The following is a 22,723-nucleotide window of genomic DNA, read 5'->3' on the forward strand; positions in this document are numbered from 1 at the left end:
CGTCGGCGGTGGCTCAGCGCGACCTGGTGGGGATCTCGAACCAGACGGCCTTGCCCTCCTTGGTGGGGCGCGAGCCCCAGCGTCTGGCGAGCTGGTCGACCAGGTAGAGACCCCGGCCGCCCTCGTCGTTCTCCCCGGCGCTGCGGATGCGCGGCAGCCGCAGGTCCTGGTCGAAGACCTCGACCCAGACCGACTCCCCGCCCCGCCTGAGCCGGAGCGTGAACTCCTTCTCGTTGACGACGTCGTCCTCGAAGCCGGGGACGTCCCAGGACTCGTCGAACGGCAGCGGAGGGCCGTCCATCGACAGCTCCCTGCGCGGGACGCTGGCGGTGGCGGCGTGCAGCACGACGTTGGTGACGACCTCGGAGACCAGCAGGCAGGCGAGCTCGGCCCGCTCCTCGGGGACGTTCCAGCTGACGAACGCCTCCAGGGCCATCCTGCGCGCCTCCCCCACCATGATCGGCTGGGCCGGGAAGGTGCGCTCCTCGACGGCCAGGTCCTCGGAGGCGGACCTGATCACGAGAATGGCCATGTCGTCGTCGATCTCGCCGGGCACCGCGACGGTGGCGACGTCGGCGATGCGCTCGACGGAGGCGTCGGTGAGCTCGGCCAGCTTGCCGCAGAGCTGCGCCAGCGTCTCCTCGACGTCGGGCGGATGGCCGTCGGCGTCGCGGAGGGGGCGACGATCGACGAGCCCGTCGGTGTAGAGGAGCAGGGCCGCCCCGCGGGGCAGCGTGCGCGTCTCCTCCTTGTAGACCAGGTCCGCGTGCAGTCCCTTGGCCCGTACGCCCAGCGGCTGGCCGACCTCGCGGATGTCCAGCTCGGTGCAGGTGTTGCCGATGAGCAGCAGCGGGGGGGCGTGACCGGCGTTGGCGAACGACAGCTGCCGCGACCAGGCGTCGTAGACGAGGTACTGGCAGGTGACGATGGGCGGGATGCTGATGTCGGCGCCGCTCTCGTCCTGCTCGGGGGTGGCGATGATGCGCGTCCACTCGTCGAGCCTGGCCAGGATCTCCGCGGGCGGCTTGTCGTCCTGGGCGAAGGCGCGCAGCGCCGCGCGCAGCTGGCCCATCACCGCCGCCGCCTTGGCGCCCCTGCCCTCGACGTCGCCGATGACGATGCCGACCCGGCCCGCCGAGAGCGGGATGACGTCGTACCAGTCGCCGCCGACCTGTGTCTGGATGCCCTGCCCGTGGCTGGCCAGGGGTGCGGCCGGGTAGTAGCGGACCGCGATCTCCAGCCCGTCGAGCTGCGGCAGCGCGCGGGGCAGCAGGTGCTTCTGGAAGGACTCCGCGGTGTGCCGCTCCTCCTCGAACAGCAGGGCGTTGTCGACGGCCAGGGCGACCCGGGTGGCGATGGCCCCCACGAAGTCGCGGTCGAAGGCGTCGTAGTGCGGGCTGCGCCGGTCGGTCAGGTTGGACAGCCCCAGGTACATCAGTCCCAGGGTCTCGCCGCGCACGCACAGCGGCGCCACGATGGCCGAGGTCATGCCGATCTCGGCGGCCAGGCGGGTGTTGGCCTCGCCGGTGCTGGGATAGCTGGTCTGGGAGAAGTCCTCGACGAGGATCGTCTCCTGGCGGCGCAGCGCGGTGTCGGCGTAGTGCCCCGCCGGGTAGCGGATCTCCGCGCCGACCGGCGCCCAGGTGTCGGCCGGTGGGCTCCATCCCTGGACGTGGGTGGAGACCCTGCGGACCATCCGGCCCTCCTCCATCAGTTCGATGAAGCAGTGGTCGGCGAACTGCGGGACGAGCATCTCGGCGACGCGCTTGAGCGTCTCCTCGACGTACAGCGAACCGGCGAGGCGCTCGCCGATGCGTTCCAGCAGCCCGAAGCGGTCCTTCTCGCGCTCGTTGCTGCGCATCGCCTCGCGGGCGGTGATGACGATGCCCGTCACCGCTCCCGAGGGATGGCGCAGCGGCACGGCCTGGGCCCGGACGTAGATGATCGTTCCGTCTCCGCGCCTGACGTCGAACGTGCCCTCCCAGACGCCGCCCTTGAGGACGTGCTTGGAGAGCTCGACGGCCAGCGGGTGGTCCTTCTCCATGATGCCCAGGGAGAGGGACGGGTCGCGGGGCCCGGACGTTCCCGGACGTCCGAAGAGCCTTTCCGCGAAAGGGTTCCAGTAGAGCAGGTTGCTGAACCTGTCGGTGACGACCACCGCCATCTCAGCATGGTCCAGGACGGAACCGGCCGTAAGGTGCTCGGCGGCGTCCTGGGAAACATCCCCCCACCGCTTCATCCGGCGACCGCCCCTCGTGGGCGGGTGTGTGCAAAGCGAACCACGGTTGCTCCTGCAGTCTCGGCCTGGGAGCGGAGGGACTCCCGAACGGGATCCAACCGAGCTAAGGGGCCTCGGTCAGCGTGTGGAGACGAAAACGTGAGCTGCAATCTCTCGCGGGAGAACCGCAAGGAAATTGTCCGCCTCGTTATCACCTGTCACCCGCACACCGTCGTCGCTCGCCGCGAGCGTCACCTCGCGTCCGGGTTGTATCCCAACTTGCTTGAGTTTAAGCATCACAGCCGGATCGCTTTGCACTTGTTCGCTAATTCGCCGCACCACAGCGGGTATATCTCTGGGTCCGGCCATCGCGGCCATCGACGGCAGCGTCTCCAGGCGGCCCTCGGGCAGGCCGATGACGCCGAGTTCCTCCAGGCCGGGGATCGGGTTGCCGTGCGGATCCTCGGTGGGATTGTTCAGCAGGCCGACCAGCCTCGCCTCCACCGACTCGGACATGACGTGCTCCCAGCGGCAGGCCTCGATGTGCACCTCCTCCCAGGGCAGGCCGATCACCTGGGTGAGCAGGCACTCCGCGAGCCGGTGCTTGCGCATGACGCGCGTGGCGAGCGTGCGTCCCAGGTCGGTCATGGTCAGGTGCCGGTCGCCCTCGACGCGGACCAGGCCGTCGCGTTCCATCCGGGCGACCGTCTGGCTGACCGTGGGACCGCTCTGCTGGAGCCGCTCGGCGATGCGAGCGCGCAGGGGGACGATGCCCTCCTCCTCCAGCTCGAAGATCGTACGAAGGTACATCTCCGTCGTGTCGATCAGGCCGTGTGCGGTCAAGGTTTCCTCCCGTCCTCTCTCGATGCTACGTCCATGGCGCGGCGTTCCAGGGAGAGCGGCGCGGGACCGTGGAAGTTTGAGAACACGACCCTATTGGGAGAACGGGCCGCGGTGACAAGGGACAGCAACACCGACGGTCATGAAATCCTTCCCGAGCAGCCGGAACGGCCTCCGCGAGGGGCCGGCGACCGGCTCCGGGGACGGCGGGCGGGCGCGGGCCGGCCGGATGCCCGCAAATGAGATCGCCTGACCCCGCACCCCTCCCCTCTCAACGGACATACACGGATATATGAACGAATAGGGGGCAGGTTTCCCGGGGTCGGGCGTCCGGCCCCTAGGCACGTTCTCAAGGCGCCAGGCGTTCGACCACCCAGGAGGCACCGGAGCGGCGGTAACGGAGGCGATCATGCATGCGGTCGGTACGGCCCTGCCAGAACTCCACCTCCGCGGGCACCACGCGGAACCCGCCCCAGAAGTCGGGGACCGGCGGGTCGTCGGGCCAGCGCTCCGCCAGCTCCTCGTACCGGTCGTCCAGCTCCTGCCGGGAGTTCACGACCGCCGACTGCCGCGACGCCCAGGCGCCGATCCGCGACCCGTAGGGGCGGGTCCTGTAGTAGGCGGCCGACTCCTCGCGGGGCAGCCGCACCACCCTCCCCTCGACCCGTACCTGGCGGCGGATCGAGTGCCAGGGGAACAGCAGGGCGGCCCGCGGGTTCTCCGCCAGGTCCCGGCCCTTGCGCGACTCGTAGTTGGTGTAGAACACGAACCCGTTCTCGTCGTACCCCTTGAGCAGTACGGTCCTGGCCGTCGGCCGGCCGCCCGCCGAGGCCGTCGCCAGCACGGTCGCGTTCGGCTCGGGAAGCCCGGCGTCCACGGCGTCGCCGAACCAGGCGGCGAACTGCGACACGGGGTCGGGTGCGAGATCGGCCTCCAGCAGAGGCAGTCCCTGATACGTACGGCGAAGTCCCGCCACCGAAGGCGGTCGCGATGCGGCATCCACGGGAAGGTATTCTCGCGTGCCGAGCCGGAAGCCCGTACGGCGCCCCCCACCTGCGGCGATCGCGTTCAGGCGGGTCCGGCGGCACACCGCCTCGCCCCAGGGGGTTGAATATGACCCGCCGGTATCTCGACATCAAGGCTTTGACTTCAAGAAAGGGAGGCGGCCGAGAATGTCCGACTTCAAACCCGGGCTCGAAGGCGTAGTAGCTTTCGAGACGGAGATCGCGGAACCGGACAAAGAAGGGGGCGCCCTCCGCTATCGGGGCGTCGACATCGAAGAGCTGGTCGGCCGCGTCCCGTTCGGGAACGTGTGGGGCCTGCTCGTCGATAACGAGTTCCAGCCGGGGCTGACCCCGGCCGAGCCTTGCCCCGTTCCTGTCCATTCCGGTGACGTCCGCGTCGACGTCCAGAGCGGGCTGGCCATGCTGGCCACCACGTACGGCTTCAAGCCGTTGCTCGACATCGACGACGCGCAGGCCCGCGCCGACCTCGCGCGCGCCAGCGTGACCGCCCTGAGCTTCGTCGCCCAGTCCTCGCGCGGCAAGGACAGGCCCGAGGTCCCCCAGAGCGAGATCGACAAGGGCCGGACCATCGTCGAGCGCTTCATGATCCGCTGGCAGGGAGAGCCCGACCCCCGCCACGTCAAGGCCATCGACGCCTACTGGACGTCCGCCGCCGAGCACGGCATGAACGCCTCCACCTTCACCGCCCGGGTCATCGCCTCCACCGGGGCCGACGTCGCCGCCGCGCTGAGCGGTGCGGTCGGCGCCATGTCCGGGCCGCTGCACGGTGGCGCGCCCGCGCGCGTGCTGCACATGATCGAGGGCGTCGAGCAGGTCGGCGACGCCAAGAAGTACGTGCAGTCCGAGCTCGACAAGGGCCAGCGGCTCATGGGCTTCGGCCACCGCGTCTACCGTGCCGAGGACCCCCGGGCGCGCGTGCTCCGCCGCACCGCCAAGGAGCTCGACGCCCCCCGGTACGAGGTCGCCGCGGCGCTGGAGAAGGCGGCCCTGGAGGAGTTGCACGCCCGCAAGCCCGACCGGGTGCTCGCCACCAACGTCGAGTACTGGGCCGCGGTCATCCTGGACTTCGCCCAGATCCCCTCGTCCATGTTCACCTCGATGTTCACCTGCGCCCGTACCGCGGGCTGGGCCGCCCACATCCTGGAGCAGAAGCGCACGGGCAGGCTCGTCCGCCCCAGCGCCGACTACGTGGGTCCCTCCCAGCGGTCGGTCCAGGACGTCCCCGGGGCCTCCGAGGTCGTCGGCTCCGTCTAGAGATCTCCGCCTCCTCCCTCACGGCTGCCGCGCGGACGTCCGCGCGGCAGCCGTCCCTGGATGCCGCCCATTTCCTGACACGTCTCGTCTCAGAATCCGGACCCCGTCCTGGAACGCCCCGCGGGCTCAGTAGGCTGGTCAGGTGGCTGACATCGTGATTCCCTCTGACATCAAGCCCGCCGACGGCCGTTTCGGCTGCGGGCCCTCGAAGGTGCGCCCCGAGCAGCTCTCGGCTCTCGCGGCCTCCGGTGCCGCCGTCCTGGGCACCTCTCACCGCCAGAAGCCGGTCAAGTCGCTCGTCGGGCGCGTCCGCGCGGGGCTGTCGGAGCTGTTCTCCCTCCCCGAGGGGTACGAGGTCGTCCTCGGCAACGGCGGCACGACCGCGTTCTGGGACATCGCCGCCTTCGGGCTGATCCGCGAGAGGTCCCAGCACCTGCACTTCGGCGAGTTCTCCTCCAAGTTCGCCTCCGTCGCCGCCAAGGCGCCGTGGCTCGGCGACCCGACCGTGATCAAGTCGGAGGTCGGCAGCCACCCCGAGGCCAGGACCGAGGAGGGCGTCGACGTCTACGCGCTCACCCACAACGAGACCTCCACCGGTGTGGCGATGCCGATCCGGCGGGTGGGCGAGGAGGGCTCGCTCGTGCTCGTCGACGCCACCTCCGGCGCCGGCGGCCTGCCGGTCGAGGCGAGCGAGTTCGACGTCTACTACTTCGCCCCGCAGAAGAGCTTCGCCTCCGACGGCGGCCTGTGGATCGCCCTGATGTCCCCGGCCGCGCTCGCCCGGGTGGACGAGATCGCCGCCGGCGGTCGCTACGTCCCCGAGTTCTTCAGCCTGCCGGTCGCCATCGACAACTCCTCCAAGGACCAGACCTACAACACCCCGTCGGTGGCCACGCTCTTCCTGCTCGCCGACCAGATCGAGTGGATGAACGGCAACGGCGGCCTGGCCTGGACGACGGCCCGCACGGCCGACTCGGCCCGGCGCCTGTACACCTGGGCCGAGAAGACCTCCTACACCACCCCGTTCGCCGGGCCGGAGTTCCGCTCCACCGTGGTCGGCACGATCGACTTCGCCGACGAGGTCGACGCCTCGGCGATCGCGAAGGTGCTGCGCGCCAACGGCATCGTCGACACCGAGCCCTACCGCAAGCTCGGCCGCAACCAGCTGCGCGTCGCCATGTTCCCGGCCGTCGACCCCGACGACGTCGAGGCCCTGACCGCCTGCATCGACTACGTCACCGAGCGGCTGTAGCCGCCGTCCGGGCCGTCTCCCGAAGGAGACGGCCCGCGGGGCGTCTCAGGGCAGCACGCTCGGGAGGCCGCCCGTCCCGGAGACGTGCACCCGTTCCCCGGTACGCCGGGCCAGCTCGTGCAGCAGGCGCAGGGCGTCGTCCGGGGTCACCCCCTCGGCGAAGCGGGAGAGCACCGGGGCCCGGTCCGGGCTGCCCTCCAGTGCGGCGAGCATCAGTCCCGCCACGTGTTCGTCCCGGGAGCGGCTGGCGGTGTAGCGGAAGGCGTTGCGCGCGGGGGCCCTCTCCAGCAGCCCCTTCCTGACGAGGCGCTCGGCGACCGTCTGCACGGTGGTGTAGGCCAGGTTCCGTTCCTCGTCCCGGTTCAGCATGTCCTGTACCTGGCGGACCAGCAGTGGCTGCTTACAGCCCCACAGCACGTCCATGATCGCGCGTTCCAGGGATCCCAGGTTCACCCGCGGCCACCTCTCGAGGATCGCGCCCGGCGGTGACGGCCCTGTGGAACACGTACGGGCACGCCGCCGAGCAGGTCCACACATGAAATTTTGTCATATTGTCACTTAAATCCCTCGATGCGGCCATAGCAGATCGCCCTCGACATGATCGTTTGGCCTCTTCCGGACGCGTACGACCGGTGAACGACGACCGGTGGACGGCCGCCCGTCAGAACTGGTCGGCGCCGGTGACCTGTGCGATGGGGAAGACGTGACGCGTGGCGGCGCAGACGGTCTCCAGCACGTGCACCGGGGTGCCGTCCCGGGAGTATGCGGCACGCAGGATCCGCACGACCCACTCGCCGGGGTCGAGCCGGAGCGTCCCGGTCTCGGACGGGGACGGCGGCCGGGCCACCAGGTGCTCCTCGGCGTGGCCGAACCGGTGGCCGAGCGCCTCGATCGCGGCCTGCAGGCTGGGCCGCAGGAAACCCGGGTCCGCCAGCGGGGTCCCGCCGAAGAGGTCCAGGCGGAGGTAGCTGGTGGCGACGCGTACGGGCACCTCGTCGGCGAACATCATCTTCCTGCGGGCCAGGACCTCCGTGCCGGGCTCGACCCGCAACGCGGCGGCGACGTCGTCACCGGCCGGCTCGGGGCCGACGTAGAGCATCCTGCGGGTGGGCCGTACGCCCTGGCGGGCGGCCTCGGTGACGAAGAGCGACTCCGACCCCCGCACCGCGGGCTCGGTGGGGATCGCGCGCCGGACCACCACCCGGGGCCCACCGGTCGAAGTGCCGGTCGCGGTGTCGTCCCCCATGGCCGCAGGCCCTCCTCCCCGACGATGCTCCCGGCCGACCCTATTCGATCCTGAGGGACGCAGAACGCCACCCGGCGTGGGAAGCCACCCGATACCGCGCAGGTTCCGTACGGCGTCCACAGGCCCGCCCGGCGCCCTTCAGCACGAAGGGGGGCAGAGGAGGTCGAATCAGCACATCCGCTCACCTGACCGGAGTGGAGCGGACCGTCCCTCGCTCAGCAAGCCGTCCCGGTGGGGCGACCCCGGCAGTGACCCGTCCCCACCGAGCATCATGGCGCCGTCCCGGCCGGACGGACCCGGTCCGGGACGTGCCTCAGCGGGCCGGGGAGAGCGCGCGGCGCCTGCGGCGCACCACCCAGGCCGCGAAGACGCCGCCCAGGAGCCCGAACAGGTGTCCCTGCCAGGAGATGCCCGCCTCGCCGGGCAGGACGCCCCAGATGATCGAGTAGTAGGCGATCGCCACGCCCACGCCGACCACGATGTCCAGGGCCCGGTGGTCGAACAGCCCGCGGGCGACGACGAAGCCGAAGTAGCCGAAGACCAGTCCGCTGGCACCGACCGTGAGGGTCTGCGGCGCGCTGGTGAACCAGACTCCCAGGCCGCTGACCAGGACGATGATCAGGCTGGCGGCCAGGAACCGGCCGATCCCGCGCAGCGCGGCCAGGAATCCCAGGACCAGCAGCGGCAGCGAGTTGGCCATCAGGTGGCCGAACCCCGCGTGCAGGAAGGGTGCGAGGAAGATGCCCCCCAGCCCGTCGGGATCCCAGGCCCAGATGCCGTAGACGTCGAACTCCGCAGGAAGGACATAGTCGGCGACCTCGACCGCCCACATGGAACCGACCATCAGGACGCTGATGATCGCGGCCCCCAGGGCGCCCGCCGCCAGATTTCCCGCCCTGCGCTTCAGGACGGCGCCGGTGGAGCGGCCGACGGGGGTCGTTCCGTGGGCGTGGTCGTTCATTCACTTCTCCCGGCCTCGGAGCGGTGGATGGGCGTCACGTGCCCCCGCCGCACTCGTCCATACCTTTACCGTACGCACTCTTGGCCGTGAACGCGCCAGGCGCGACCCTTTTGGATCGCGCCCGGCGGAAAATCCCTTGAAGGGGGTTACTCGCCCTTCCATTGGGGGGCGCGCTTCTCGGCGAAGGCCGCCGCACCCTCCATGGCGTCCTTGGAACCGAACACCGGGTTGATGATCTCGCCCTGCTTCCTGAACATCTCCTCCCGGCTCCAGTCCGCGGACTCGACCATCACCCGCTTGGTGGCGGCGAGCGCCAGCGGGGCGTTGGCGGCGATCTTCTTCGCCAGCTCGACGGCCGTGGCCAGCGCCTCACCCGCGGGCGTGACGTGGTTGACCAGGCCGAGCTCGTACAGCCGGGAGGCGGGGAAGTGGTCGCCGGTCAGGGCGATCTCCATGGCGACGTGGTACGGGATGCGCCGCGGCAGCCGCATCACGCCGCCCGCACCGGCCACCAGGCCGCGCTTGGGCTCGGGCAGCCCGAACTTGGCCTCCTCGGAGGCGATGATGATGTCGCAGGCCAGCGCCAGCTCGCACCCTCCGGCCAGGGCGTAGCCCTCGACGGCGGCGATGAGCGGCTTCGTCGGCGGCGCCTCGACGAAGCCTCCGAAACCCTTCCCCTCCACCACCGGGAGGTCGCCGGTCAGGAACCCCTTGAGGTCCATGCCGGAGGAGAACGTGCCACCGGCGCCGGTCAGGACGTAGGCGGAGACGTCCCTGCGCTCCTCCAGCTCGTCCAGGGCGGCGGCGACCCCGCGCGCGACGGCGCCATTGATGGCGTTCCTGGCCTTGGGGCGGTTGATCGTGATGACGGCGACGCCGCCGTCCACGTCGACCAGAACCTCGTCAGACACCGGATGACTCCTACTTGGGCTGGAAGCGGATGCCGCCGTCGAAACGGATCGTCTCGGCGTTCATGTAGTCGTTCTCGATCAGCGCGCGGACCAGGTGCGCGAACTCCGACGCCAGGCCCAGGCGCTTGGGGAAGGCCACCGGGGCGATGAGCTTGGCCTTGAACCCCTCCGACTCCGGCGAGGTGCCGTAGATCGGGGTGTCGATGATGCCGGGGCAGATGGTGTTGACGCGCACGCCGACGGCGGCGAGGTCACGCGCGGCCGGGACGGTCATGCCGACGATGCCGCCCTTGGACGCGGAGTAGGCCACCTGACCGGTCTGCCCCTCCAGCGCCGCGATCGAGGCGGTGTTGATCACCACGCCGCGCTGGCCGTCCGCGTCGACCGGCTCGGTCCTGGCGATCGCCGCGGCGCCGATGCGCATCAGGTTGAAGGTGCCGATCAGGTTGACCTCGATGACCTTGCGGTACGAGGCCAGGTCGTGGGGCGAGCCGTCGCGGCCCACGGTCCGGCTGGCCCAGCCGATGCCCGCGCTGTTCACCACGACGCGCAGCGGGCTGCCGACCGCCACCGCCGCGTCCACGGCCGCCTGCACCTGCCCCTCGTCCGACACGTCGGTCTTGACGAAGACGCCGCCGAGCTCGCCCGCCAGGGACTTGCCGCGCTCCTCGTTGAGGTCGGCGATGACGACGGTGGCGCCGTGCGCGGCCAGGTCGCGGGCCGTGGCCTCGCCGAGGCCACTGGCGCCGCCCGAGATGATTGCTGCTGCTCCGTTCAGGTCCATGAGCGGACTTTAACGCGCCGACCGAATGAAGTTCTACTGGGGGTGGGGTAAATCTCCGCCCCGCTGGACCTCGCCGACGGCGCTGCCCACGTCCGGGTAGACCTTGATCCTCCGGTCCAGGCCGGTGGTGCGGAGGATCCTGGCCACCGGCGCCTGGGGGGCCGCCAGGCAGACGCCGCCGCCCTCGCCCGTGGCCAGCCGCCACGCCTCGATCAGCACCGACAGCCCGCTGGAGTCCATGAAGGACAGCGCGGTGAGATCGAGGACCAGCCGGGAGCCGTCCAGCTTGATCGCCTCACGGATCTCGTCCCGCAGGAAGGGAGCGGTGAACAGGTCGAGCTCACCCTCGACGGCCACCACCACGGTGTCACCGACGGCGCGGCGAGCCAGCCGTAGCTTCATCAGTCCTCCTCGCGCCCGAAGGGCAGACCTACTTTACTTCGCCGTCACTCCGCGCGAGGTCGCGCGCGACTCTTCGGGAGAAGTTCACCCTCGCCACGCCCGCAGGGCCCTGCCTGTCGGCCTCGACGGCACTTCCGGCCCCGTACGGAACCCTTACTCTCCGTGGTCGCATCCCCTCCGGTGCCCGGCGTCCCTCCCGACCCGGACGACCTCTCGAAGCGATCCCGGGCCCGGCTCCTCAGGGCGGAGCGAACCCGTAGGGCAGCTCCAGCCGGTGCGCGGCCAGCAGGGCGGCGTCGGTGAGGATCTCGCGGGTCGGCCCGTCCGCGGCGATGACGCCTCCCGAGAGGATCAGTGAGCGCTCGCAGAGCTCCAGCGCGTAGGGCAGGTCGTGGGTGACCATCAGCACGGTCACGTCGAGCCCCCGGAGGATCTCGGCCAGCTCGCGCCGGGAGGCCGGATCCAGGTTGGACGACGGCTCGTCGAGCACCAGGATCTCCGGCTCCATGGCCAGCACCGTCGCCACCGCGACCCGGCGGCGCTGCCCGAACGACAGGTGGTGCGGCGGCCGGTCGATCGTCTCCAGCATGCCCACGCGCTCCAGCGCGTCCCGGACCCGGCGCTCCAGCTCCTGTCCCGTCACCCCGGCGTTGGCCGGCCCGAAGGCCACGTCGTCGCGGACGGTCGGCATGAAGAGCTGGTCGTCGGGATCCTGGAAGACCAGCCCCACCCGCCTGCGGATCTCCGCGAGCGTCCCCTTGCCGACCGGCAGCCCGGCCACCGAGACCGTACCGTGCCCCGCGGTCAGGATGCCGTTGAGGTGCATCACCAGCGTGGTCTTGCCCGCCCCGTTCGGCCCCAGCAGCGCGACCCGCTCGCCCCGCTCGACCCGCAGGTCCACGCCGAACAGCGCCTGCGTGCCGTCCGGGTAGGCGTACGCCAGGCGGCTCACCTCCAGCGACGGCGGCACGGGCACCGGCCCGGACGGCGACGGGAGCGGTGACGACGAGGACACCGAGGACACCGAGGACGATGAGGGCGCCGAGGACCAGGGCGAGCTCATGTGATCCCCCAGCTTCCGAGCAGCACGGCGAGCGCCGCACCCGGCAACATACCGGCGGCCAGCCACTGCCGCGACACCGCGGACACGTCCTGGATCATCGGCATCGAGCCCGTGTACCCCCGGCTGAGCATCGCCAGGTGCACCCGCTCGCCCCGCTCGTACGAGCGGATGAAGAGCGCGCCGGCCGATCTGGCGATCACCGGGATGTGCCGCACGTCCCTGGCGACGAACCCGCGCGACTCCCTGGCCACCCGCATCCGGCGCATCTCGTCCAGGATGACGTCCAGGTAGCGGAGCATGAACATGGCGATCTGCACCAGCAGCGGCGGCAGCCTCAGGCGCTGGGCGCCCAGCAGCATCATCCGGGGTTCGGTGGTGGCCGCGAGCAGCACGCTCGCGGCGACGCCCAGGGTCGCCTTGGCCAGGATGTTCCAGGCGGCCCACAGACCGGCGACGCTGAGCGAGAGTCCCATGAAGGTCGTCCGCTCGCCGGTCCCGATGAAGGGGATGGCCAGGGCGAAGGCCACGAACGGGACCTCCACCACCATCCTGCGCAGCACGAACCCGGCCGGAACGCGGGCCAGTACCGCCACGAGGGCCAGCAGGAGCGCGTACAGCCCGAAGGCCCAGAACCACTCGCGCGGGGTGGCGACCACGACCAGCGCGAAACCGGCCACCGCCACCAGCTTGCACTGGGGCGGAAGCCGGTGCACGAGCGTGTCCCCGGGCCGGTGCAGGCGGCTGGCGTGGCCCGCCCCCACTAGACGGAGGCCTTTTCCCGGCCCTCGTCGGCCGATCCGGCGTCCCCGCCCCGGCGGCGTACGGCCAGGAAGAGACCACCGCCGGTCACCAGGGTGGCACCGACGCCGATCAGGCCGGCCACCCCCACCGGGAGGCCGCCCGCGTCGCCGTAGTCGGCCAGCGGCTGCTCGCCCAGCGCGTGGTCGGCCGCCTGGCCGATGAAGCCCTTGTCCTGGGCGACCCGCTCCAGGCCGTCCGGCGAGGAGGAGGCGTAGAAGCTGACCACGCCCGCCAGCAGCGCGGCCACCGCGACACCGGCCGGCAGGAACCAGCCGGGACCGCGAGGGGTCGCGGCCGGGGCCGGGGCGCCCGGGACGACGGTCACGTCCCCGTCCGCGCCGCGCAGCACCAGCGGCGCGGCGAGCCCCCTGGCGCCGTACACCAGGTCGGGCCGGACGGCCAGCACCGTGCTGACCGTGACGGCGGTGATCAGGCCCTCCCCGATGCCGATCAGCAGGTGCACGCCGCCCATGGCCGCGGCCACCGTGCCGATCTCGATCGGCGCGGTGCCGCCGATCCAGAACAGCAGCGTGAACGCCAGCGCCGAGGCGGGCACCGAGAGCAGCGCCGCGACGAACGAGGCCGCCACCACGGCCCCCCTGCCCCGCACGCTCCGGGTGATCAGGCGGAAGACGCCCCACGCGACCAGCACCGCGACGACGCCCATCAGGGTGATGTTGACGCCCAGCGCGGTCAGCCCGCCGTCGGCGAAGAAGAACGCCTGCACGAGCAGCACCACGGCCACGCAGAGCACCGCCGTGTAGGGGCCGACGAGTATCGCGGCGAGCGCCCCTCCGAGGAGGTGACCGCTGGTGCCCGCGGCGACCGGGAAGTTGAGCATCTGGACCGCGAAGACGAAGGCGGCGACCAGGCCCGCCATCGGGGCCGTGCGGTCGTCGAGTTCACGGCGGGCACCGCGCAGGCAGACGGTGACGCCCGCGGCGGCCACGACTCCCGCCGACAGCGACACGGCCGCGTTGAAAAAGCCATCGGGTACGTGCACGACAAGCCTCCGAGGTGCGGATGTGACCCCACTTTAGGCCATGGACTTGTAGTTGCAACATATTGGCATTAGCGAACGATGCGCCTGATGAACGTCCGGGGGCCCAGGGTGCGCACCACCGTGCTGAGCCGCCCCTTGCCCGCGGTGGCGTAGGGCCGGACGCTCCACCGGGTCGCCCCCCGCCACCAGGTACGCGGATGCTCGATCACCTCGGGCACCGCCTCGATCCGGAAACGCGCGGGCGGCCCGCCCAGGTCCAGCTCCAGGTAGGCGTCCCACGTCCCCGGGCCCAGCCGGCCCATCGCCTGGCAGGCCGTGAACGTGCCGTCCCCGCCGACCGCGACCGGCTCGCGCCGCTCCCGCCCGGACTCGCGCTCCCGCCAGACGAGGTGGCGCACCGCCTTCCCGGCCGGCCAGGCCGTTCCCACCACGGCCTGGCCGTCGAGCACCAGCCGGTGCCCGGCCGTCCAGCGGGCGCGCACCAGCCTGGCGCCCCCCGGCACCGGGACCACGTACCCGCCGATGTCCAGGCTGAGGTTGCCGTAGGGACGGGTGAAGTACGGCAGGGCGACCACGTCCCCGGCCACCCGCGGCGCGGGCGGGACGACGATCCCGTCCCGGTCGGCCCCGAGCCTGGCGATCCTGCGCACGCCCTCGAAGGTGACGCCGACGTGGACGTCCCAGATGCCCGCGGCCAGGGCGGTGACGTCCACGATCCCGGTGAACTCGGCGCAGTCGCCGGTCACCGGGATCACGACCTCCTCCGCCGGGCCGGCGCCCGAGTGCCTGCGGCGCAGCAGCAGGGCCGGGTCCCCGCCCGCGATCTCCGGCCGGTCGTAGCGCTCCAGCGTGCTCAGCGCCACCTTGCCCGACACGGCCAGCCGCCCCGCCCCCTCCCAGCGGAGCGCGGTCAGCTCCCTGCGGACCGCGGCCGACTCGATGTGGGCCAGCCGCACCAGGCGGTCGATGTCCTCCAGCGCGGCGATCCGGCTCCGGTCGATCGCCGGGAGCCGGTCGCGGACCCCGTCGGTCAGCCACCGCTCGCACATGTCGGCCACCTCTGCGACGATCTCCTTGCGCTCGACCTCCCCCGCCTCCAGGAAGGGCCTGCCCAGGTTGCCGAAGGCGTCCATCCGGAAGTGCCGCCGCAGCAGGTGGTCGCGCAGCTCGCCCGGACGCACGTGGGCGAGCATCACCCCGATCGGCTTCTTGATCATCCGAAGCCAGGAGACCGGGTCCCGGCTGCCCGGGCGCTGCATGATGCTGGTCCCGTCGGGCCGGTCGACCAGGTGGTAGCAGTCGTAGTCGGCGACCACCGAGATCACGTCGGCGTGGCAGTAGGCGTGGGTGGTGAAGACCACGTCCTCACCCACCAGGAGCGTCTCGTCGAAGCGGATGGCGTGCCGCTCCAGCATCTGTCTGCGGAACAGCTTGAAGCAGCTCAGGCTGTTGTAGACCGCGCTGTCGCCGAGCGGCACCCGTTCGGCGTTCTCCTTGAACATCGAGACCGGCACCCTGCGGTCGTGCCCCACGATCTTCCCCAGCACGATGTCCGACCCGTTGCGGTCGGCCATGGCGAGCATCCGCTCCAGCGCCTGGGGGCCGAGGTAGTCGTCGGCGTCGCAGAAGAAGACGTACCTGCCGCGCGCGTGGGAGAGCCCGACGTTGCGCGGGCGCCCGGCGCCGCCGGAGGCCTCCTGCCGGACGACGCGGACCACGCCCCGGTGGTAGGAGGCGTACAGGTCGGCCAGCGCCCCGCCGCCGTCGGTGGAGCCGTCGTCGACGACGACCACCTCCAGGGCCACCCGCTGGATCAGCAGCGAGGTCAGGCACCTGTCCAGATAGGGACGGCAGTTGTGCAGGGGGACGATCACGGTGACGTCGACGTCGGACCGGACCGTCTCCTCTCTCGTGATGTCCCGGCCGCCCGTGGCGTCACGGTCGTCCGTGACGCCAGGGCCGCCCTTGATGTCACAGCCGTCCGTGATGTCACAGCCGTCCGGCCCCGTGCGGACTCGCTGAAGGATCGTTACCGTCACCGCCGCGCCCCTCGTCGGTCACTCTCCGCTTGTACAGTGTCTCAGTATGTGACGGGAGAGTGATCGCACGTGGCGAATCCCAGCTCTTACCTCCCCGAATCACCACCGGGCAGCGGCCCGTCGCGGGAAAGCCCCCGATTCGTACGGCTTGCACGAGACGCCACCCCGCCGGGGCCCTGTCCCACGACCTTGATCACAAGAGTCGCCTGCCCGCAGAATCGACGTCATGACGGCACCGGACGAGATCGCGAACCGTTTCCCCTCCCACATCCGGCTGTCCGGCCTCGGGCTGCACCTGCGCGAGTGGACCGACGACGACCTGCCCGCCATGGTCGCCCTCTTCGACGAGCCTCAGGTCGCCCGCTGGACCCCGCTGCGTTCGCCGTTCGACGCCGACGCCGCCCGGGAGTACCTGTCCCGGGCCCGCGCGGCGCGTGCCGCCGACCGCGGCGTGCAGCTCGCCGTCACCGACGACGGCCACCGGGCACGGGGAGAGGTGCTGCTCTTCCGCACGGCCGACGACGACGGGGTGGCCGAGGTCGCGTACGCGATCGGCGCCCGGTACCGGGGACGGCGGCTGGCGGTGCGCGCCGTCGAGGTGATGGCCGGGTACGCCGCCACGTCCCTGGGGATGCGCGGCCTGGTCCTGCGCGCCGACCCGGCGAACGGGGCGAGCGTCGCGGTGGCGCGCGCCGCCGGCTTCCACCTGACGGACGCCGAACCGGTCACCTTCGAGCGCAAGGGGGATCGCATCACCCTGCTCACCTGGCGTCGCGACCTGCGCCAGGAATCGGCCGGCACCGGCCGTCGTTACACGGCGCATGACCAGCGAACCCCCCGCGGCGACGCGGCGGCGCCGTGAGCAGCTCGGAGTCTTCCTGCGCACCCGCAGGGCACGGCTCACGCCCGGCGACGTCGGCATGGCGGTGGCGGGCAGGCGCCGGACGCCGGGGCTGCGGCGCGAGGAGGTCGCCGTGCTGGCCGGGGTCGGCGTGTCCTGGTACACCTGGCTCGAACAGGGCCGCGACATCAACGCCTCGGCCGAGGTGCTCGACGCGATCGCCGGGGCGCTGCGCATGGACGGGCCCGAACGCGCGCACCTGTACCTGCTGGCCGGTCTCAACCCGCCCCGGGCCCGCGTGACGCGCGACGCCGCGGTCACCCCGGAGCTGCGGCACCTGCTCGACGCGTGGGCCCCGCGCCCCGCGGTGCTGCGGGACCGCCACTGGAACCTGCTCGCGGTCAACGACGCGGCCCGGACGGTGTTCGGGTACGGCGACACCGACCACAACTGCCTGATCACGTTCTTCACGAGCGCCCGCTACCGCGACGCGCACGCCCACTGGGAGGCGGCCGCCCCCCTCGTCGTCGCCGCCTTCCGCGCCGACGCGGCGCACACTCCCGGGGATCCGGAGTTCGACCGGCTGGTCGGCGACCTGAGCGCGGTGAGCGCGGAGTTCGCCGGGCTGTGGGCGCGCCACGACGTCGGCCACCCGGCCCAGGCGGTGAAGGCGGTGCGTCACCCCGAGGCCGGTGACCTGTTCTTCGACATGACGCCCCTGGCGGTGACCGACCACCCGGGCTGGCATCTGGAGCTGTACAACCCGCGGCCCGGCACCGGGACCGCCGACCGGCTCGAACGGCTCCCGCGCACCCGGCTCACCGCTCCGGCGTGACCGCCCTGCGGACCGCCACCGGCTCGAACGGTTCCCCCGCGGACGGCTCCCCCGCTGCCGGCTCCCCGCGGCCGACTCGCCGCTCCGGCGAAGGTGGTGGTGGCACTCCCCGGATACGCCCGCACTGTTCACCCCGCGCGCCCCCCGGCACGCTGACTCCCATGACGTACGGCATCTCCCGAACCTCACGGTTCGACGACAGGATCGCGCTCATCACCGGCGGCACCAGCGGCATAGGGCTGGCGACCGCACGAAGGCTGCTCGACGAAGGCGCACGGGTGGTCGTCACCGGACGCGACCGGACCAGGCTCGACGAGGCGGTCTCGGCTCTGGACGGCGGGGACCGCGTCCTGGCGGTGCGCGGCGAGACGGCCGACCTTCACGACCTGGACGCGCTCACGACCTCGATCCGGGACCGGTACGGGCGGCTGGACGTGGTCTTCGCCAACGCGGGCGTCGCCTCGTTCCAGCCGGCCGGCGAGATCACCGAGGCCGAGTACGACCGTGTCATGGGCATCAACGTCAAGGGCGTGTTCTTCACCCTGCAGAAGGTCCTCCCGCTGCTGTCCGGCCACGCCGCGATCGTGATCAACGCGTCGTGGACGGCGCACCGCGGCATGCCCGGCGCCTCCCTGTACGCGGCGACCAAGGCCGCGGTGCACACCCTGACGCGCACTCTCGCGGCCGACCTGGGGCCCCGGGGGATCCGGGTCAACTCCGTGAGCCCCGGCTACATCGAGACCCCGATGTTCCACGCCAACATCTCCGCGGAGGCCCAGGCCGCCGTCATCGCCACGGTGGCCTCCGGCCGGATCGGCACCCCCGAGGACGTCGCCGGCGCGGTCGCCTTTCTCGCCTCCGACGACGCGTCCTACGTCAACGGGCAGGACCTGATCATCGACGGCGGCCTCGTCGCCGTCGCCTCCTGACACCCGAGGCGACCCCGTTCCCGTCCGGCACGGTTCCCATCCGATCCCGTTACCGTCCGGCGCCGTTCCCGTCCGACCCTGTTACCGTCCGGCGCCGTCACCGTCCGGCGCGGTTCCGGACGCGACGCCGGGCGGTCACCGGCGCGTGGCCGCGGCCACGAACAGCGGGAGGGCGAGGAACAACCGCCCACGACGGCCCCGTTCACGCTGCTCGGCGAGCCAGGCCTCGGCCTGCGCGTCGCTGATCACCCCGGCCGAGCGCGCTCCTTCGGCGAGGTCGGCCAGCACGGGCACCATCGTCGCGTCGGTGAAGACGCCAGTGTGGACCTCGACGGTGACGTCGGCGAAGCCCGCGTCGAGGAGGAGGGCACGGTGGCGGCGGACGACGCGCGGATCGGTGACCAGGTCGGCGCGCGCGTGCACGATGGTACGGGTGAGCACGGCGTCGTCGGCGTCGATGACGAAGGTGTCCCAGTCCTGCCCGATCAGCACGATGCGTCCCCCGGGGGCGAGCACGCGCCGCGCCTCACCGACCGCGCGGGCGGGGTCGTCCAGGACGTGGTACACCTTCTCCGCCCGGTAGCCGTGCAGCTCGCCGTCGGCGAAGGGCAGCTCGTAGGCGCTCGCCACCCGGAAGTCCATGGCGGGCCTGCGACCGCGGGCCACGGTGACCATTCGCTCATCGAGGTCGACGCCGACCGCCCGCGCGCCTCGCTCGGCCATCTCCGCGACCGCGCGGCCGGACCCGCACCCGACGTCGGCCATCGTCGTGTCCGGTGCGACGCCGAGCAGCTCGTAGGAGCGCGCACGCAGTTCGCCCGCCCCGGGAAGGGCGTCCGCGATGTCGAGCAGGGCGATGAGCGCGTCGGTGCGGTCACCGGTACGGCCTGTCGTCTGAGTCTTGTCCATGGCGGGGATCCTGCGGCTTGAAGCCCGCTTGACGTCAAGCGCGGCATCCGGACCGGCGAGCATCGGCACACTCACCGGCCGCCTCGGACCGGCACCCTCGCCTCCGTACGAGGATCGGCCCCTGTCGGTGATCGGGAGGTCGTCACCGGCTTCGCCATCGCATCGCCGCCTTGAGGAGAGCGCCCGTCGTGGGATCGGCGATGGACAGCGTGGGCCGGGGCGGGCAGGCTGATCACACGGCGACGAGGGAGAAATCATGAACTTCGGCACTTCGGTCATGAGCGTGCTCTTCATGCTGCTCGGCGCTCTCGTGCAGTTCCTGGTCATCTACTTCGCCGTACGCCTGGCCCTGAAGCATGACCGTGAACGTTCCGGGCGCGGAGGACCGCAGGTGTAGCCCTCCCGGAGGGCGAAGTGGGCGGCCGAGATGAGGCGCCCTCACGGGAAGCGCAGCCGCCGGGAACGGTGGCCGGAGCGATCCCGACGCGACGGCGCGACCCCGGTGCGACGCGCCGTCCGAGTGCGGCGAGCAGGGACAGAAAGGCGGGTACGCCATGCCGAGCAAGAGACCTGGAACCACGCTGGAGGTGGATCACCGCGGTGAGTGCACCGTTCTGCACGTGAAGGGCGGACTCACCCGGGACGTTGCTCCGGCGATGCTTCTCCAGGGCGAGATAAGGAGCCTGCAGACGGACGGTCCCCCGCGCCTGGTTCTCGACCTGAAGGAAGTTCCCGTCTGGGATGACAATGGGGTCGGGGCCGTCATCGGTGTGGCGAAGTGGGTCGTGACGGCCGGTGGGAGGCTGCTCATCGCGGCGACTCCGGCCGATCTCAGGGAGCGTTTCCGGCAGGGAAACCTGGATCAGCGGCTGGAATTCCGCGAGACCGTCGAGCAGGCCGTGAACGAGTTCGGCGGTCTCGAATAAGCGGGTGGCACGAAGGAGCGACGATCCCACCTGAGGATCAAAGAGCCAGGTCACCGGACGCCGGTTGACCTGGCGCTTCGCCTACGAGCCGACGAAGGGGTCCCACCCCTGGCCCACAGGGTGCTGGTCGTGACGGCCGGACAGCAGGATCTCTCGCAGGCTGCTTCTGAGAAGTTCGACGCTGTCGTCGTCGATCTGGAGATCGATCCGGACGACGGGCTCCACGTTCAGTTCCTTCGCGGCCTCCGCGGTGAAGTGGAGGGTCAGGTGGCCGGAGTCGATCCCGCAGTGAGTCACGCCGCCGTAGGTGGTGCCCGCCTGGTCTTCGCGGACGATGCAGTACGTGTCCATACCGAGCCCGATCTCCTGCTCGTCCGGTTCCTCGGTGGACATCATGAAGATCAAGGCATTCCCGGTTCCGTCCTCATGTTCGGCCATTCCGAGAACGATCGTCTCCGGGGCCTCGTCTCGGCCGACGGTTCGCGCGACCATGGTTTCCAGAGGAGGCCAGGCAGGGCTGGGCCCGTTGTCCGCCGGTGAGGTGGCGGTGGAGCCGCTCTCGGGCAGGGGCACACCGTCGGGCCGGGCGGCGTGCATCCACGGCGGCGTGAGATCCGGCCTGCGCGGGAACATGGTCAATTCCTCCACGCAGGCCCAGGCGGGCACCTCGATGTCCTGGGTGAAAGGCAGCTCCATCCCGAAGGCCGGCGGCATCATGGCGGTGTAGTCCTGGGAGAAAGGCGACTCCATCCCGAAGGTTTCCATCATGGAGTCGTACGACTTCCCGCGCAGGCTGTAGCCGAGCCGGCAGACGAACCATGTCCCCTCACCCGGCTTGTACTCGGCCACTTTCAGCTGATGGAAAAGGTCACCGAGGTCCTTGCCGTCTCGAGTTTTCTGGGAACCGTCCGCCATCTGATAGGTGATCGCGGTTATGCCGAAGGTGCCGAGCTGGCAGCGAAGGACATCGGCCTCCCGCCATCCGTCCGGGGCACTTGCCTGCACGATCCGCCCGATCTCGACACAGAGTTCATGGGTGCGGTCGGACGACATGCTCACCGGGCCTTTTCCATCGTGCGAACGAGAGCAGGAGTCTATTGGGGTGTTTCCAGGTGGCTACGTCCGATCGTTGAGGCGCTCAAGCGCACGCTTCGCCTACCGGATCCTCCCGGCTTCCTGGCCCCGCCTCGGAAGGGCGACAACTCGGGGACGGAGGATCAGGGCCGTCTTCGCGTGCACCTCGGCCGATGGACGTTCCTCGACCACCGCGTGCCGACGGTCACAGACGGCCTTGATGGCGGGGCGATGGGAGCAGCCTCCGGTCAGGTGGCGTGCGACCTCGATGCGGCGGGCAGGTCGGCCTCGACGAGAAAGCGATGGCTACGAGCGGTGAACGCACCCTGTGAGCAGATGCGCTCATGGAGGCTCTGTAGCGGCCGCTCATAGCGTTCGACGTCGAAGTCGCGGATCTGCCACGGGACGGCTCGCAGCTGGAAGACCACGGCACCTATGTCGTGGAAGACATGGTCGATCATCTCTTCGCGGGCGTCCAGGACTCGAAATCCGTGACGGCGAAGGCGATTCACCGCGACGGCCAGTGTCCATTCCTCTGGATCGGGGACAGGTGCGCCGAGGGCGACGTTCAGCTCCAGATCATTGCGGGTGCCGACCTGCTGGGTGAGAAGCCGGCCTCCGGGGACGAGGACTCGGGCGACCTCGGCGGCGTCCAAGGCGCCGTGCCTGTTGAACACGAGATCGAACGTGGCTTCGCTCACGGGGATGGCATCCGCCGTACCGCCGAGCACGGTGGCACCGAGTGGCCGAAGCCGCTTGGCGGCGATGGGGATGTTCGGCTGCCACGCTTCCAATGCGACGGTGCGACGAGGCAGTGGGGCCAGAGAGGCCAGGACTTCACCACCCCCGGTGTCCAGGTCGAGCAGTCGCGGTGCCGTCGAGAGAAGCGCCGAGGCCCGCTCGGTGTATCGCCACGACGGGTTCCCGCCACTCGTCCGGTCACGTAGCCGGCCGAAGTCCCATCCGCGCAAGGACGCGTGCGCGGCCTGTTCGACGAGATCGTGATAACTGGGCACCTGGTCACGCTAATGAACTCCAGGAATGCCGGCCATCGGATTGTTCAACGATCCGGCCGCCCACCGGCCTGTGTGATTCTCCGCGCGAGACCGGTCCCGGCCGCGGTTCGCAGGAAATCACGCGAACCGCGGCGGCGTGACCGCGACCTCGGCAAGGGCGGTGATCTGCCGACGTGCCGATCGGGGCCGGGACGAGGTCATCGCCAAGGCGTTCACAGGGCATGAAAAGCCATCGGGCACGGGAGATCACAAAATCCCCTGAACGGCGAAAGGCCAGGTCACCGAATATCGGTCGACCTGGCCTTTCGTGTGCGAGCCGACGAGGGGAATCGAACCCCTGACCTACAGTTTACAAGACTGTTGCTCTGCCGATTGAGCTACGTCGGCACGGTCG

General features: G+C 70.9%; 23 protein-coding genes and 1 tRNA gene. 7 read left to right on the forward strand and 17 right to left on the reverse strand.

Annotated features, from left to right (window positions below):
• Positions 1-13: 13 nt before the first annotated feature.
• The 3 genes from ABD832_RS07255 to pdxH form a co-directional block, all read right to left on the reverse strand.
• Positions 14-2,239 (reverse strand): ATP-binding SpoIIE family protein phosphatase, encoded by a 2,226-nt coding sequence (locus ABD832_RS07255; protein ID WP_344890180.1) that lies wholly within the window; start codon positions 2,237-2,239, stop codon positions 14-16.
• Between the two features lie 117 nt (positions 2,240-2,356).
• Positions 2,357-3,061, reverse strand: a complete 705-nt coding sequence (locus ABD832_RS07260) for an iron-dependent transcriptional repressor DtxR (RefSeq protein ID WP_344890183.1) — start codon at positions 3,059-3,061, stop codon at positions 2,357-2,359.
• Between the two features lie 346 nt (positions 3,062-3,407).
• Positions 3,408-4,061 (reverse strand): pyridoxamine 5'-phosphate oxidase, encoded by a 654-nt coding sequence (pdxH, locus tag ABD832_RS07265; RefSeq protein WP_344890186.1) that lies wholly within the window; start codon positions 4,059-4,061, stop codon positions 3,408-3,410.
• A 169-nt stretch (positions 4,062-4,230) separates the two neighbouring features.
• Between pdxH and ABD832_RS07270 the strand changes: the two genes are divergently transcribed.
• Positions 4,231-5,337, forward strand: coding sequence for a citrate synthase 2 (locus tag ABD832_RS07270; protein ID WP_344890189.1), 1,107 nt, complete (start codon positions 4,231-4,233; stop codon positions 5,335-5,337).
• Positions 5,338-5,479: 142 nt separating this feature from the next.
• Positions 5,480-6,589, forward strand: a complete 1,110-nt coding sequence (serC, locus tag ABD832_RS07275; protein WP_344890192.1) for a phosphoserine transaminase — start codon at positions 5,480-5,482, stop codon at positions 6,587-6,589.
• A gap of 45 nt (positions 6,590-6,634) precedes the next feature.
• Here the strand turns inward: serC and ABD832_RS07280 are convergent, their stop codons facing one another.
• The 10 genes from ABD832_RS07280 to ABD832_RS07325 form a co-directional block, all read right to left on the reverse strand.
• Entirely contained in the window at positions 6,635-7,042 is a 408-nt protein-coding gene (locus tag ABD832_RS07280) for a BlaI/MecI/CopY family transcriptional regulator (protein WP_344890194.1), read from the reverse strand.
• A 208-nt stretch (positions 7,043-7,250) separates the two neighbouring features.
• Positions 7,251-7,835 carry a GntR family transcriptional regulator gene (locus tag ABD832_RS07285; RefSeq protein ID WP_344890197.1) on the reverse strand — a complete coding sequence of 195 codons (585 nt, stop codon included), beginning with the start codon at positions 7,833-7,835 and terminating at the stop codon, positions 7,251-7,253.
• 313 nt (positions 7,836-8,148) lie between these two features.
• Positions 8,149-8,796 carry a rhomboid family intramembrane serine protease gene (locus tag ABD832_RS07290; protein ID WP_344890200.1) on the reverse strand — a complete coding sequence of 216 codons (648 nt, stop codon included), beginning with the start codon at positions 8,794-8,796 and terminating at the stop codon, positions 8,149-8,151.
• Positions 8,797-8,942: 146 nt separating this feature from the next.
• Positions 8,943-9,707, reverse strand: coding sequence for a crotonase/enoyl-CoA hydratase family protein (locus ABD832_RS07295; protein ID WP_344890203.1), 765 nt, complete (start codon positions 9,705-9,707; stop codon positions 8,943-8,945).
• Between the two features lie 10 nt (positions 9,708-9,717).
• A complete protein-coding gene (locus tag ABD832_RS07300; RefSeq protein ID WP_344890206.1) occupies positions 9,718-10,491 on the reverse strand; it encodes an SDR family NAD(P)-dependent oxidoreductase in 774 nt (257 codons plus the stop codon).
• A gap of 33 nt (positions 10,492-10,524) precedes the next feature.
• Positions 10,525-10,893, reverse strand: coding sequence for an STAS domain-containing protein (locus tag ABD832_RS07305; protein ID WP_344890209.1), 369 nt, complete (start codon positions 10,891-10,893; stop codon positions 10,525-10,527).
• Positions 10,894-11,131: 238 nt separating this feature from the next.
• A complete protein-coding gene (locus ABD832_RS07310) occupies positions 11,132-11,863 on the reverse strand; it encodes an energy-coupling factor ABC transporter ATP-binding protein (RefSeq protein ID WP_344893369.1) in 732 nt (243 codons plus the stop codon).
• 89 nt (positions 11,864-11,952) lie between these two features.
• Complete coding sequence (gene cbiQ / locus ABD832_RS07315) at positions 11,953-12,669, reverse strand: cobalt ECF transporter T component CbiQ (protein ID WP_344890212.1); 717 nt, start codon at positions 12,667-12,669, stop codon at positions 11,953-11,955.
• A 47-nt stretch (positions 12,670-12,716) separates the two neighbouring features.
• Positions 12,717-13,760 (reverse strand): energy-coupling factor ABC transporter permease, encoded by a 1,044-nt coding sequence (locus tag ABD832_RS07320; protein ID WP_344890215.1) that lies wholly within the window; start codon positions 13,758-13,760, stop codon positions 12,717-12,719.
• A gap of 68 nt (positions 13,761-13,828) precedes the next feature.
• Positions 13,829-15,799 carry a glycosyltransferase family 2 protein gene (locus ABD832_RS07325; RefSeq protein ID WP_344890218.1) on the reverse strand — a complete coding sequence of 657 codons (1,971 nt, stop codon included), beginning with the start codon at positions 15,797-15,799 and terminating at the stop codon, positions 13,829-13,831.
• A gap of 226 nt (positions 15,800-16,025) precedes the next feature.
• On the opposite strand from ABD832_RS07325, the gene ABD832_RS07330 reads away from it, so the two are divergent.
• From ABD832_RS07330 to ABD832_RS07340, 3 genes are all read left to right on the forward strand, one after another.
• Positions 16,026-16,661, forward strand: a complete 636-nt coding sequence (locus ABD832_RS07330) for a GNAT family N-acetyltransferase (protein ID WP_344890221.1) — start codon at positions 16,026-16,028, stop codon at positions 16,659-16,661.
• Complete coding sequence (locus ABD832_RS07335) at positions 16,621-17,475, forward strand: helix-turn-helix transcriptional regulator (protein ID WP_344890224.1); 855 nt, start codon at positions 16,621-16,623, stop codon at positions 17,473-17,475. The genes ABD832_RS07330 and ABD832_RS07335 overlap by 41 nt, the downstream gene beginning before the upstream one ends.
• 161 nt (positions 17,476-17,636) lie before the next feature.
• Positions 17,637-18,404 carry a glucose 1-dehydrogenase gene (locus ABD832_RS07340; RefSeq protein ID WP_344890227.1) on the forward strand — a complete coding sequence of 256 codons (768 nt, stop codon included), beginning with the start codon at positions 17,637-17,639 and terminating at the stop codon, positions 18,402-18,404.
• Between the two features lie 135 nt (positions 18,405-18,539).
• Here the strand turns inward: ABD832_RS07340 and ABD832_RS07345 are convergent, their stop codons facing one another.
• A complete protein-coding gene (locus ABD832_RS07345; RefSeq protein ID WP_344890230.1) occupies positions 18,540-19,313 on the reverse strand; it encodes a methyltransferase domain-containing protein in 774 nt (257 codons plus the stop codon).
• Positions 19,314-19,569: 256 nt separating this feature from the next.
• On the opposite strand from ABD832_RS07345, the gene ABD832_RS07350 reads away from it, so the two are divergent.
• Both ABD832_RS07350 and ABD832_RS07355 read left to right on the forward strand, forming a co-directional pair.
• On the forward strand, positions 19,570-19,710 hold the full coding sequence (locus ABD832_RS07350) for a hypothetical protein (protein ID WP_344890232.1): 141 nt from the start codon (positions 19,570-19,572) through the stop codon (positions 19,708-19,710).
• Positions 19,711-19,867: 157 nt separating this feature from the next.
• Positions 19,868-20,239, forward strand: a complete 372-nt coding sequence (locus ABD832_RS07355; protein WP_344890235.1) for an STAS domain-containing protein — start codon at positions 19,868-19,870, stop codon at positions 20,237-20,239.
• Between the two features lie 81 nt (positions 20,240-20,320).
• On the opposite strand, the gene ABD832_RS07360 is transcribed toward ABD832_RS07355, so the two are convergent.
• From ABD832_RS07360 to ABD832_RS07370, 3 genes are all read right to left on the reverse strand, one after another.
• Positions 20,321-21,292 (reverse strand): Imm10 family immunity protein, encoded by a 972-nt coding sequence (locus tag ABD832_RS07360; protein ID WP_344893372.1) that lies wholly within the window; start codon positions 21,290-21,292, stop codon positions 20,321-20,323.
• Positions 21,293-21,561: 269 nt separating this feature from the next.
• Positions 21,562-22,329: a class I SAM-dependent methyltransferase gene (locus ABD832_RS07365; protein ID WP_344890238.1), complete on the reverse strand. Its 768-nt coding sequence runs from the start codon at positions 22,327-22,329 to the stop codon at positions 21,562-21,564.
• 314 nt (positions 22,330-22,643) lie between these two features.
• Positions 22,644-22,716: transfer RNA gene (locus ABD832_RS07370), tRNA-Thr, on the reverse strand.
• Positions 22,717-22,723 lie beyond the last annotated feature (7 nt).

It is taken from the genome of Streptosporangium longisporum (genome assembly GCF_039534895.1).
Lineage (GTDB): Bacteria > Actinomycetota > Actinomycetes > Streptosporangiales > Streptosporangiaceae > Streptosporangium > Streptosporangium longisporum.

Coding starts and splice junctions, on each gene's coding strand:
- ABD832_RS07255 (WP_344890180.1), bottom strand. CDS start 2,239: ATGAAGCGGTGGGGGGATGTTTCCCAGGACGCCGCCGAGCACCTTACG.
- ABD832_RS07270 (WP_344890189.1), top strand. CDS start 4,231: ATGTCCGACTTCAAACCCGGGCTCGAAGGCGTAGTAGCTTTCGAGACG.
- ABD832_RS07285 (WP_344890197.1), bottom strand. CDS start 7,835: ATGGGGGACGACACCGCGACCGGCACTTCGACCGGTGGGCCCCGGGTG.
- ABD832_RS07290 (WP_344890200.1), bottom strand. CDS start 8,796: ATGAACGACCACGCCCACGGAACGACCCCCGTCGGCCGCTCCACCGGC.
- ABD832_RS07300 (WP_344890206.1), bottom strand. CDS start 10,491: ATGGACCTGAACGGAGCAGCAGCAATCATCTCGGGCGGCGCCAGTGGC.
- ABD832_RS07305 (WP_344890209.1), bottom strand. CDS start 10,893: ATGAAGCTACGGCTGGCTCGCCGCGCCGTCGGTGACACCGTGGTGGTG.
- ABD832_RS07330 (WP_344890221.1), top strand. CDS start 16,026: ATGACGGCACCGGACGAGATCGCGAACCGTTTCCCCTCCCACATCCGG.
- ABD832_RS07335 (WP_344890224.1), top strand. CDS start 16,621: ATGACCAGCGAACCCCCCGCGGCGACGCGGCGGCGCCGTGAGCAGCTC.
- ABD832_RS07340 (WP_344890227.1), top strand. CDS start 17,637: ATGACGTACGGCATCTCCCGAACCTCACGGTTCGACGACAGGATCGCG.
- ABD832_RS07345 (WP_344890230.1), bottom strand. CDS start 19,313: ATGGACAAGACTCAGACGACAGGCCGTACCGGTGACCGCACCGACGCG.
- ABD832_RS07350 (WP_344890232.1), top strand. CDS start 19,570: ATGAACTTCGGCACTTCGGTCATGAGCGTGCTCTTCATGCTGCTCGGC.
- ABD832_RS07355 (WP_344890235.1), top strand. CDS start 19,868: ATGCCGAGCAAGAGACCTGGAACCACGCTGGAGGTGGATCACCGCGGT.
- ABD832_RS07360 (WP_344893372.1), bottom strand. CDS start 21,292: ATGTCGTCCGACCGCACCCATGAACTCTGTGTCGAGATCGGGCGGATC.